The 11,988-nt window shown below is 47.0% G+C and carries 11 protein-coding genes; all 11 read right to left on the bottom strand.

Features of this window, described 5'->3' with window-relative positions; all coding sequences use genetic code 11:
• Nucleotides 1–37: 37 nt before the first annotated feature.
• On the bottom strand, nt 38–517 hold the full coding sequence (locus QUE66_RS00055; RefSeq protein WP_286223749.1) for an ATP synthase subunit I: 480 nt from the start codon (nt 515–517) through the stop codon (nt 38–40).
• Nucleotides 518–600: 83 nt separating this feature from the next.
• Entirely contained in the window at nt 601–1,509 is a 909-nt protein-coding gene (locus tag QUE66_RS00050) for a ParB/RepB/Spo0J family partition protein (RefSeq protein WP_286223748.1), read from the bottom strand.
• Between the two features lie 7 nt (nt 1,510–1,516).
• Nucleotides 1,517–2,287, bottom strand: a complete 771-nt coding sequence (locus QUE66_RS00045) for a ParA family protein (RefSeq protein ID WP_286223747.1) — start codon at nt 2,285–2,287, stop codon at nt 1,517–1,519.
• A 5-nt stretch (nt 2,288–2,292) separates the two neighbouring features.
• The gene (rsmG, locus tag QUE66_RS00040) at nt 2,293–2,952 is read right to left on the bottom strand and encodes a 16S rRNA (guanine(527)-N(7))-methyltransferase RsmG (RefSeq protein ID WP_286223746.1); all 660 of its coding nucleotides are present in this window, start codon (nt 2,950–2,952) and stop codon (nt 2,293–2,295) included.
• Entirely contained in the window at nt 2,949–4,868 is a 1,920-nt protein-coding gene (mnmG, locus tag QUE66_RS00035) for a tRNA uridine-5-carboxymethylaminomethyl(34) synthesis enzyme MnmG (RefSeq protein WP_286223745.1), read from the bottom strand. Before mnmG ends, rsmG begins: the two co-directional genes overlap by 4 nt.
• A 95-nt stretch (nt 4,869–4,963) precedes the next feature.
• The gene (locus tag QUE66_RS00030; RefSeq protein WP_286223744.1) at nt 4,964–5,755 is read right to left on the bottom strand and encodes a sulfite exporter TauE/SafE family protein; all 792 of its coding nucleotides are present in this window, start codon (nt 5,753–5,755) and stop codon (nt 4,964–4,966) included.
• A 23-nt stretch (nt 5,756–5,778) separates the two neighbouring features.
• The gene (locus QUE66_RS00025) at nt 5,779–6,006 is read right to left on the bottom strand and encodes a DUF3717 domain-containing protein (RefSeq protein ID WP_286223743.1); all 228 of its coding nucleotides are present in this window, start codon (nt 6,004–6,006) and stop codon (nt 5,779–5,781) included.
• A 12-nt stretch (nt 6,007–6,018) separates the two neighbouring features.
• On the bottom strand, nt 6,019–6,477 hold the full coding sequence (locus QUE66_RS00020; RefSeq protein ID WP_286224775.1) for an SET domain-containing protein: 459 nt from the start codon (nt 6,475–6,477) through the stop codon (nt 6,019–6,021).
• Between the two features lie 31 nt (nt 6,478–6,508).
• On the bottom strand, nt 6,509–9,007 hold the full coding sequence (gyrB, locus tag QUE66_RS00015) for a DNA topoisomerase (ATP-hydrolyzing) subunit B (RefSeq protein WP_286223742.1): 2,499 nt from the start codon (nt 9,005–9,007) through the stop codon (nt 6,509–6,511).
• A 35-nt stretch (nt 9,008–9,042) separates the two neighbouring features.
• Nucleotides 9,043–10,158, bottom strand: a complete 1,116-nt coding sequence (gene dnaN / locus QUE66_RS00010; protein WP_286223741.1) for a DNA polymerase III subunit beta — start codon at nt 10,156–10,158, stop codon at nt 9,043–9,045.
• Nucleotides 10,159–10,406: 248 nt separating this feature from the next.
• On the bottom strand, nt 10,407–11,888 hold the full coding sequence (dnaA, locus tag QUE66_RS00005; protein ID WP_458574877.1) for a chromosomal replication initiator protein DnaA: 1,482 nt from the start codon (nt 11,886–11,888) through the stop codon (nt 10,407–10,409).
• Nucleotides 11,889–11,988: the final 100 nt, after the last annotated feature.

Here is an 11,988-nt window from a genome sequence, read left to right as displayed (position 1 = left end):
TTCTAGATCATTCCTTCTCTACGCCAATTAAAGCTGCTCACCGCAACACCCACGCTAACCAATAGCTCATTAGCGTAAGCATGTATGTGACCAGCAACGGTAACCACTGCAGGTTGGGAATAACAAGTGCCACTCCCAAAAACAACCCGATTGTTAAGGCGATCTTCATCAGTTCGCCAGACACAATCGCCGACAACATTCTTCCAGGGCTTGGGTTTTTCATGCTTCGCGACATTCGAACGCGCAGAGCAAATACCAGTACCGGAAAAAATCCGATAAACCCACCCCAAAAAGCCGAATAAGTATAAAGGGTTCGCCCCTCCATCGGATCTGCAAATATTGACCAAAAAAGGACGCAAATACCGGTCATTAGCAGCTGAATACGCACAACTAGCCACGGCGAAATCGTTGCAAATGCCTTTTTATTGTTGCCAAAAAGGGCTTTTGCCTCGTCTCGACTGAGGGTTCGATACACATCTACTTCTTGATCGTCCTCTTCCCAAGACCGGGATTGCATTGATTGATCTTTTTTGGGAATCAATTAAGCCTCAAGATTTTAGTATTTACCCTAGTGAAGGTCAATTGTTTTAGACACTTTTATTAAGAATGATCCTTAATTCCCAGTTTTTTTATCAGCGAATCAAGCTCATCAAAGTGGCTAAAGTAAAAGCGTAACTCTCCGCCCCTTTTATTGGTCTTAAAAACAGCCTCTAGCCCAACTAAATCAGCCAGAGCTTGAGCAAGGCGTTTGTAATCTTGGTCTTGGCTGATTAAGTGCTTCTTTTTTCCCTTTGTGGGAGTATTTCGGGATAAATCGCCCGCAGCCAGGGCCGCCGAACTCGCCAATCGCTCTGCCTCACGAACTGAAAGGCCTTGGGCAACAATTTTTTGGGCCAAGGCAACTTGGCTTGCGCCCGGCAGGGACAAGAGCGCCCTTGCATGGCCCATATCCAAATCACCAGATAAAAGCATCGCTTGAACCGCTCCGGAGAGTTGCGATAGGCGAAGCAGGTTAGTAATGGCGCTTCTCGATTTACCAACGGCTTTTGCGGCCTGCTCATGAGTAAAGCCGAATTCATGAATCAGACGAGATAGTCCTCGCGACTCTTCTAGGGGATTTAAATCCTCCCGCTGCATGTTCTCAATGAGGGCAATCGCAGCTGCGGCCTGGTCGTCGACCTCTAAGATTCGTACGGGCACCTCATTAAGACCCGCTAGTTTTGCAGCTCGAAATCGTCGTTCACCCGCAATAATTTCGTAGCGACCACCTTCAATTTCACGAACCAAGAGGGGCTGCATCACACCGCGCTCTCGAATACTGTCAGCCAATTCTTTTAGTGGCTCATCAGCCATAATGGTTCGAGGCTGATATTTACCCGCCTGCAAACGCTGCAGTACTAGCGACTGCAGTGCCTTGTCGGCAACAGGGTCCGCATCGCCCGCCTTGCTACTAGCACTCAATAACGCGTCAAGGCCGCGCCCCAATCCCTTTTTCTTATTCACACCCATTGTTCACCTACATCGTTTTAATTCGTTGAACCATTTCACCCGCAAACTCAATATAGGCCTGAGCGCCTCGAGATGATTTGTCAAAAATTACGCCCGGCAAGCCAAATGAAGGGGCCTCGGCTAAGCGCACATTACGAGGAATAATGGTCTTAAACACCTTGTCGCCAAAATGTGAATTGAGCTGCTCTGAAACCTGTTGCTGTAAGGTAACCCGGGTATCAAACATAACCCTTAGAAGCCCAATGATTTTCAAGTCTGGGTTTAAGTTGGCATGAACTTGTTTAATGGTATTAACCAAATCAGAAAGTCCCTCTAGAGCAAAGTATTCACACTGCATGGGGACCACTACGCCATTAGCTGCGCATAAACCATTTAGGGTCAACAAAGACAGCGCGGGAGGGCAATCAATCAATATGAAATCGTATTGATCAGCAACCTCATTTAATGCGTTTTTTAGTCTTGCCTCCCGACCCTCCAAATCAACCAATTCAACCTCGGCTCCGGCCAATTCGCGATTTGCAGGCAAAACACTGTAACCAGATTCTTTTGCGAACTGAATTGCTTCGCTTGCGGAAGCCATTCCGATCAGCACGTGATAAACGCCGCTTGTGATCGTCGACTTATCAATTCCTGAGCCCATGGTGGCATTTCCTTGGGGGTCCAAATCCACCAAAAGCACGCGCTGTCTCTGGGCAACCAGTCCGGCGGCCAGATTAACTGCGGTAGTTGTTTTTCCAACCCCGCCCTTTTGATTTGCGATGCAAAAAGTTTTAGCCATAGTAACTATTGTTGATACTGAAAAACCAAGAGTCGGCGATCAAGAGTTTGCCCGGGCAAGGATAATTCACACTCCTCAAGTAGCGTCCAGTCTTTGCTCGATACCTCAGAAATTTCCTCTTCGCTTTGTTGACTCTTCATCGCAAATACAAACCCCGATGATTTTAATAAAGGGGCTGAAAGGTCTAGCAGTTTATGAAGACGCGTAAATGCTCTTGCAGTAATGGCATCAAAAAATGCCCGGTGGGTCTTGGCCACATTTTCAACACGACTTGCCATAATTTGAAGATGACCTAGGCCCAAACCGCCACGAACATGCTGTAAAAATGCGGCCTTTTTCTTGCTTGACTCAATCAAACTAAAAAACCATGTGGGCTGAAGGATTGCCAGCGGAATGCCCGGCAAGCCGCCCCCCGACCCCAAGTCAGCAATTTGAATCGGCGCCCCACTGGTCCGCGAGTGAGCCTGTAAATATCGCCGCAATATCGGCAAAACAACAATTGAATCAATAAGATGCAAATGAAATGCGGCCTCAGTCTCATCAATAGCGGTGAGGTTATGGACCCGATTCCAGCGTAGCAGCTCGCCTAAAAAATATTGCATTGCAGCAGCCTCCTCCGGGGAAAGGCCGGCCGCCTTTAGGCCCTCACCAACCTCAGGGCTCATGACACTATTTGGGTTTTGCCAATACCCTTTTTTAAGTGGACCAAAAGCAAGGATATGGCGGCCGGCGTTACCCCTGAAATTCGCGATGCCTGGCCTAAGGTTTCCGGTTGATGCAAATTCAGCTTTTGCCAAACCTCAACTGACAGGCCCTTAACCAAGGAATAGTCCAGGTCCCCAGGCAAACGAAGTGTTTCGTAATGCTCATGTCGCTCGATTTCAACGCGTTGGCGCTCAATATAGCCCTCGTATTTAATGGAAACCTCTACCTGATCAAAAACCTGGCGCCCCAAATGAGGGTCTTCAAGGCTTGGGGAGTCCTGCACAAAAACCGGATCAACTTTCATTAACGAGCGGTAATCAACCTCGGGTCGTCTTAAGATCTCTGCCAAGCTACACTCATGCGCCAAGGCTTGACCAAGAAATGCCTCCAGTTGTTGAGCGGTGTGATGCTTTGGCCCAACCCGGAAGGAGCGTAAGCGCGATGTTTCACGTGAAACATGCTCCTGCTTTCGTTGAAAAAACTCCCACTGCTCATCACCCACCAGACCAAGGCCTCGTCCAATTTCGGTAAGCCGCGTATCGGCATTATCCTCCCGCAAACTCAAACGATATTCGGCGCGGCTAGTGAACATGCGATAGGGCTCTTGCACGCCCCTTGTAATTAAATCGTCAACTAAAACACCAATGTATGACTCGCTTCTCTTGGGCAGCCAGGGCTCCTGGTCTTGTGCTGAAAGGCTTGCATTAATACCCGCCAGCAGGCCCTGGGCCGCAGCCTCCTCATACCCAGTTGTTCCATTAATCTGCCCGGCAAAATATAGGCCATTAATCGCCTTGGTTTCTAGGCTATGCTTTAGCTGCCGCGGATCGAAATAGTCATACTCAATGGCATATCCTGGGCGGACGATATCAGCACTCTCAAGCCCACGAATGCTGTGAACCAGAGCCATTTGAACATCAAATGGCAAGCTCGTTGAAATTCCGTTCGGATAAAACTCGTTGGTTGTTAAGCCCTCTGGCTCTAAGAAGATTTGGTGGCTCTCTTTAGCAGCAAAGCGATGGATTTTGTCTTCAATCGAAGGGCAATAGCGCGGGCCAACCCCCTCAATGACCCCCGTATACATCGGCGAACGGTCCAATCCGGAACGAATAATGTCGTGCGTTTGGCTATTAGTATGGGTTATCCAACAGGGCACCTGGGGCGGGTGCTGTTCGGGTCTGCCCATAAACGAAAAACATGGAATAGGATCTAAGTCTCCGGCCTGCTCCTGCATTACTGAGAAATTAATGGTCCTACCATCAATGCGGGGTGGAGTTCCGGTTTTTAAGCGCCCCTGCGGTAATTTCAGCTCTTTTAGACGAGCGGAAAGGGTGGTTGCAGCAGGATCTCCAGCCCGGCCACCACTATGGTTCATTAGGCCGATATGAATTTTTCCATCCAAAAAAGTGCCCGCGGTTAATACAACACTTTTTCCTTCAAACTGGAGGCCGCTTTGGGTTCTAACCCCACGAACCCGATCTCCAACCACAATCAAATCATCAACGGCCGCCTGAAATAGGGTCAAGTTTGCTTGGTTCTCGAGGCGCCGACGAATCGCAGCCTTATATAGAATTCGATCGCCCTGAGCCCGGGTTGCCCGAACCGCTGGGCCCTTGCTTGAATTCAAGATCCGAAATTGAATGCCAGCCTCATCGGTTGCGACCGCCATGGCTCCGCCCAAGGCATCAATCTCTCTTACTAGATGACCCTTGCCAATACCCCCGATTGAAGGGTTACAGCTCATTGCCCCAAGTGTTTCGATGCTGTGGGTAATTAATAAGGTGTTTGATCCTCTCCGAGCAGACGCAAGTGCGGCTTCGGTTCCTGCATGACCGCCGCCGACCACAATCACATCAAATTTCTTAAAATAAAACATGGATTTGCCCAATTAGGGCGTTGATCATAGCATTTTTACTGTTTCACGTGAAACAATCCGGTGGCCGGGGATACAAAAAAATTTAAGTTGTTGATTTAATTGGAAAAAAATGCTGAGTAGGTCGATCGAGCGATAAGGGCTAACACCACAATTAAGAATATTTTCCGAACAAATTGGCTGCCATGCGCAATCGCCAACATGCTTCCCACCTGACTGCCAAGAATATTGGCCACCATGAGGCTCAAGCCGAGGGGCCAATCAATGAAGCCAAGACTTGTAAGCATGATGATCGTGGCCAGATTAGTGGTGACATTAACTAATTTGGTCGCGGCAGATGCGTGCAGAAAGTCAAAGTAAAAGATTCGGACAAAAGCGAACAGAAAAAAGCTTCCGGTTGCTGGGCCAAAAAATCCATCATAAAACCCGATGACCAAGCCCATCGCCACCGCCTTCGGAGCCTCGTAGCGACCTATTTTGTGGGCGGGGCGATTCTCAAGGCCCATGTTCGGGGCAAACCAGGTGTAGGCCAACAAAATCGCCAACATAAATGGCAAAGCCTTTCGAAGAGGCTCGGGCGGAAATACACTTACCGCCAGAGCCCCCAAAAGCGCCCCAATAAAACCGGCAACGATGGCTGGGCCCAAGATATTCCAAGGTAACTTTGCATGACGCAAATAGCGCCTTGCTGCGTTGATAGTTCCGCCAATCGAGGAAACCTTATTGGCGCTCAGAAGCGTTGCTGGATGAGTGTCTGGGTAGGCAGCAAATAAAGCTGGCACCTGTATTAATCCTCCACCACCAGCAATTGCATCAACAAAACCCGAAGCAAACGCAGCCACTAAAAGCAAAAGCCATAAATATGAACTGAAATCGACTACGGTTTCCATGGCTTGGCTTAAGAAATTGCCAATTATTTAGTCTGCGACTTCCAGGCCACAAACTTGGCAAACGATTCTTTACTAAGCTCGTCGAGCATATCAAGCGGGATTCGTTGTGCGCCCTGGATAATCATGAGTGCATAAGGCTTTGCTAACGCACTAGCCTCTTTAGACAAAATCAGTTCATCGCCGCGAGAGGGTGACTGGGAGCGCCAATAATTAATGGCGGCCTCTAACTCTTGAATGGAAACGAAGAGCATGTCGACAACCGATCAATCGATGTCGAGCATCGTGCCTCGGCACTTTTTATGGCCACAATAGCAGGCATATTCCTTCAGTAACTTTTTGGTTGGCTTTTCGTCTAAATTTAAGGAATAGTCATAGAAAAGCTCTTCGCCGGGAAGAAGCTTGCGTTTTGCAAAAATAAATACGCGCCCCTCGCCGTCGAGCGAGATTTCGTCTGCCTTGCAATTTGGTTTACAGGAGTGGTTAATCCAGCGCGCCGCATTACCGCCAACATTCGCATCAATGACCCGACCGTCTTCCAAAGAAAAATAAAAGGTGTGGTTCGGTTGTTCTGGATCATGTGGATGGCGACGCAGAGCCTCCTTCCAGCTAATCCGCTCCCCAATGTATTCAATGATTGCCGAGCCCTTTGGAATTTCTTTTTTTACAAAAACCCCGCGACCGTGGATTTTCGAGTTTTTAACGGCAATGGATGATTTGGCCACGGTTTTCGGGGCTTTGTTATTTTTCATGAGGCTAGATATCTAAATTGCGTGCGATTAAAGCATTCTTTTCAATAAAAGCACGTCGAGGATCAACCTCATCGCCCATTAAAGTTGTAAACACCTGATCGGCCATAATGGCGTCTTCGATTTGTACGCGCAACAGTCTTCTGGTGCTTGCGTCCATTGTGGTTTCCCAGAGCTGCTGGGGATTCATTTCACCCAAGCCTTTATACCGTTGACGACTAATCGAGCGCTCGGCCTCGGAGAGAAGCCACTCAAACGCTCCGCGGAAATCAGCAATCACACTCTCTTTGTTAGATTTCTCGGGATCTCCGCGCCGCACGCGGCTGCCCGGGGGAACCTTCCCGGCAAGCGATAGGGCGGCATTCATTAGGCTTTGATAATCATCGCTTGCCACAAAGTCAGAACTAATCACCGAGATTTTTAAATTACCATGGACTCGTTTAGATAACAGCAGTCGATAGCGCTCGGTTCTCTCTTCCTTTTGAACCACAATATCGGTGGGAATCGATAAGAGATTTGCGTTTTGTGAGAATGCCTCTTGTAGGCGACGGGCTGAATCGTTGGCCAGGGCTTCTGTATCAAAATTGAGGGTTACGCCCGCGGCAACCGCTCTGAGGGCATCTTCGTCCATCGTTCTTGATAATCGGTCAACCACTGCTTGAATATTTTGATAGTGTTTTGCAAGATCCTCTAGCTCTTGGCCAACGATCTTCTCGCCTGTTGGGGTCTCAATAGAGGCTTGCTCAAGCGCAACCCTAAACAACAATTGATTTAATTCAGCATCATCTTTAATGTACTGCTCGCTCTTACCAAACTTCACTTTATAAAGAGGGGGCTGAGCTATATAAACATGTCCGCGCTCAATTAATTCTGGCATTTGGCGGTAAAAGAAAGTTAGGAGCAGGGTGCGGATATGGCTGCCATCTACATCGGCGTCGGTCATGATAATGATGCGGTGATAGCGCAATTTATCGGCTTTGTATTCTTCGGCACCAATGCCGGTGCCCAAAACCGTAATTAAGGTAACCACCTCTTGGCTTCCTAGCATCTTGTCAAAACGCGCTTTTTCCACATTTAGAATCTTGCCCTTTAGCGGTAAGATTGCTTGGAACTTTCGATCGCGCCCCTGTTTGGCCGAGCCGCCGGCAGAGTCTCCCTCGACAATAAACAACTCCGATTTGGCGGGGTCTTTTTCTTGGCAGTCGGCGAGCTTGCCCGGTAGACCAATGCCGTCAAGCGCGCCTTTGCGACGGGTCATCTCACGAGCCTTACGTGCAGCCTCGCGCGCCTTTGCGGCATCCACAATCTTGCCGCACAGGATTTTTGCATCCTGTGGTTTTTCGGCTAAATATTCTGCAAGTGCCTGGGCTACCACCTCCTCGACAGGACCCCGGACCTCACTTGACACCAACTTATCTTTGGTTTGGCTTGAAAACTTAGGCTCCGGAACCTTCACTGAAAGAACGCATGTAAGGCCCTCGCGCATATCATCGCCAGAAATCTCGACCTTTGCTTTTTTCGCAATCTCATTTTCATCGATATATTTATTGATGACACGAGTCATTGCCGCGCGTAACCCCGTTAGATGTGTGCCGCCATCGCGCTGAGGAATGTTATTGGTAAAACATAAAACTTGTTCGTTGTATCCATCATTCCACTGCATCGCAACCTCAACGGTGATTTGGCCACCCAAATCCGATGGGCGCTCAGCAAGCGCATGGAAAATGTTTGGGTGCAAAACAGTTTTGGTTTGGTTGATGTACTCAACAAAGCCCCGCACACCGCCAGAAAAAGCAAAGTCCTCTTCTTGGCCGCTACGCTGATCAACAAGACGAATATGAACGCCGTTATTTAAGAACGAAAGTTCGCGTATTCGTTTTACAAGAATTTCATAGTGATACTCAATGTTGCCAAAAATCTCTTCATCTGCAAGAAAGTGAACCTCTGTGCCTCGAAGATCCGTTTCACCTGTTATTGAAATTGGGGAAACCTCAACCCCATTTTCTATTTGGATGTTCCGGTTTTGAACAACGCCGCGAGCAAACTCCATGTGATGAATCTTGCCGTCACGTCGAATGGTTAAGCGCAGCCATTTTGAAAGGGCGTTTACACAACTAACTCCAACGCCGTGAAGCCCACCTGAGACCTTATAGGAATTCTGATCAAATTTGCCACCCGCATGAAGTTCTGTCATTACGATTTCTGCGGCGCTACGTTTTGGCTCATGCTTATCATCAAACTTAATGCCAGTTGGAACACCTCGGCCATTGTCGATAATTGAAATAGAGTTGTCGGTGTGAATCACAACCGAAATTTCGGTACAGTACCCTGCTAGAGCTTCGTCAATCGAATTGTCAAGAACCTCAAATACTAGGTGATGTAAGCCAGTACCATCGGAGGTATCACCAATGTACATCCCCGGACGCTTACGAACCGCCTCCAAGCCCTCTAATATCTGGATCGAAGAGGCGCCATATTGCTCGTTAGTTTGATTTTCTAAAGACATGAATTTTCTTCTTTGAACTTATTGGGCATTAAAACTTAAATGCGCATTGGCATTACAACGTATTTAAACGCCTCTGATCCAGGTAATGTAATAACAGCACTACTGTTAGCATCACCAAGACTGATTTGAATTTCTTCGTTTTTAATATTAGCTAAGACATCAAGAAGATAGCTAACGTTAAACCCAATCTCAACGGCGTCGCCAGCATAATTGGTTTCAATTTCCTCTTGGGCCTCTTCTTGCTCCGCGTTTGTAGACTGTATCGTAATTTTGTTAGTTGTTAGTGAAAAGCGAACACCTTTAAACTTTTCGGTTGTCAAAATAGCCGCCCGCTGCAGCGCTGCCTGCAAAACTTCACGATTTACAGAAAGTGTATTTTTGTGCCCCTTTGGAATTACTCTCTGATAGTCTGGAAACTTACCCTCGACCAACTTCGAGATTAATTCAATATCCCCAAAAGTGAATTTGATTTGATTATTGCTGATACTAATGTCAACTACTTCGTCTGTATCCTGCAACAAATGTTGACACTCTAAAATTGTTTTACGAGGAATAATAATTTCTTGTTTTTGACCATTTCCTGTGGGACTCGCATCAAGCTCAGTGTGGCTATAAGCAAGACGATGACCATCGGTTGCAACCGCAATCACATCCTTGCCATCCACAACTAAAAGCATTCCGTTTAAGTAATAGCGTATATCCTGCTGAGCCATTGCGAAATACACTTGACTGATGAGTTGACGGAATTTTCTTTGACTCATCCCCCAGCTTGCCTGAGCTTCAGAGTGGGTTTGCATCACAGGAAATTCAGAGGCGGCTAAGGTTTGAAGAGAAAACCGGCTCTTACCGCTTTGCACCACCATTTTGTTATCTTTAAGATTAAGGTTTACAGGGCCCTCTGGTAGCGCTCGCAAAATATCTAAAATTTTTCGAGCGCCGACTGTTGTGGTGACATCATCATCACCAACTCCAAAATTCGCCTTAGTCGTAATTTGTATTTCGATATCGGTAGAAACAAACGAGACCGAAGACCCCGTCTTTTTAAAAAGTAAATTCGCCAAAATTGCTAAGGTATGACGGCGCTCAACAATACCACTAACCACCTGTAATGGTTTTAGCAATTCATCTCGGGTAGCGTTGATTAGTTGCATTGTTTTTAAATTCCTTTTTATATTTATATCGTAGTAATAATAAGACCGATTTTTTCTGTTGATAAGTTAAATTTTATAGTGAAATCAGGCTCTTTTTGAGAAAAATTGGTGTGGATAAGTTCGGTATAAGGTATGGATAAATTGTGAACAAGGGTTTGGTTTAAAAAAGACAAACTGCTTATTCACAAACCTATCAATCACCTATTAACAGAGTTATCCCATTTGCCTTCCACAGGCTTATCCACAGGCTAGTTTTTCAAGCTCTGCTCAAGGACATGCAGTTCGTGGTTAAGGTGAGAGTCGTGTTGGCGCTCCTCAGCAATTTTGCGAACCGCATGCAAAACCGTAGTATGGTCTCTGCCGCCAAAAAGTTCACCAATTTCAGGCAGACTTTTTTGGGTTAGCTCCTTGGCAATAAACATCGCGATTTGCCTGGGTCGGGCAATATTGGCGGGCCGCTTTTTGGAGTACATGTCGGCAACCTTGATGTTATAGAAGCTGGCAACCACTTTTTGGATACTTTCAACCGAAATTTGGCGGTTCTGAATTGATAAAAGATCCTTAAGGGCGCTGCGGGCCACCTCAATATTGACTTCTTTGCCATGAAAATGAACGTAAGCCAAAATTTTTCTTAGTGCCCCCTCTAGCTCCCGAATGTTGGAGCGTAGGTGTTTAGCAACAAAAAATGCAACATCCTCACCCATTGGAATGCCTTCGGCTGCGGCTTTCTTCATCAAAATTGCTACTCGCATTTCAAGTTCTGGGGGTTCAATAGCGACAGTTAGTCCGGAATCAAAACGAGAAATCAACCGCTCATCGATGCCCTCCATTTCTTTTGGATAGGTATCGCTAGTAATAATGACCTGTGCCCCATTGCTAATGAGGGCTTCAAAGGCATAAAAGAACTCCTCTTGGGTGCGCGACTTGCCACCAAAAAACTGAATGTCATCAATTAACAAAAGGTCTAAGGAGTGGTAATAGCGCTTAAACCGATCAAACGCCTTTTGTTGATATGCTCTAACGACATCTGACACATACTGTTCGGCGTGTATGTACCGAATTTTGGCATCCGGCTTTTCTTTTAGAAGATGGTTGCCAATTGCGTGGATTAAATGGGTTTTTCCTAAACCAACGCCGCCATACAAAAACATTGGGTTATAAGATGCCCCAGGATTGTGGGCAACCTGAATGGAGGCTGCGCGAGCCAGTTGATTTGCTTTGCCAGTAACAAAGCTCTCAAAGGTTAGACCAGGATTCAGCTTGGAGTGTTCGCGGTCAGCAAGCGCGGCACCAAGGTTGGTTTCCGAAGCCTCATCAGGCTCAGCCCCCAAACCCTCAGCAATTAATGTGGGCCCTGTCGATACGGCGGTGCCAGCGACCCCCTCAGTCAAACCTTCGGGGCGAAAGCCGGGACCAGGTATTTTGGTGATGTTTTTTGATGGATCGGCACCGAGTGTAAATTGAAGGTTAATCGGCCCCCCAAAATAGGAAGAGGCGATTTCATGGAGCCTTGTAGAAAAGGTTCGTTTGATCCAGTCAAGCTTAAAGGGGTTGGGCGCGCCAATTAATAGTAACCGCTCACTTTCGTCGTAACCCTTTATTTTAAGAGGTTGAATCCAGGTTTTGAATTGTTGTGGCGAGAGCTCTTTGGCCAGGGTTTCCAGAGCTAAATCCCAAAAACCTAAGGGATTTGGGTGCATAAGAAGGGGGGGTAGATCGGGTTTGCTCATACGAAATTAGGTATCGATTGTAGCCAGTGTTAAAAGTTATCCACAAGCAAAAGTACAGGGGATAAGCTGTGGATAAGTTGTGTGTAAACAGAGTTTCTCT

Origin of the sequence: Polynucleobacter sp. HIN6 (genome assembly GCF_030297575.1) — a bacterium.
In the GTDB taxonomy this organism is placed as follows: Bacteria; Pseudomonadota; Gammaproteobacteria; order Burkholderiales; family Burkholderiaceae; genus Polynucleobacter.
This window is presented reverse-complemented; position numbering and strand designations above follow the sequence as displayed.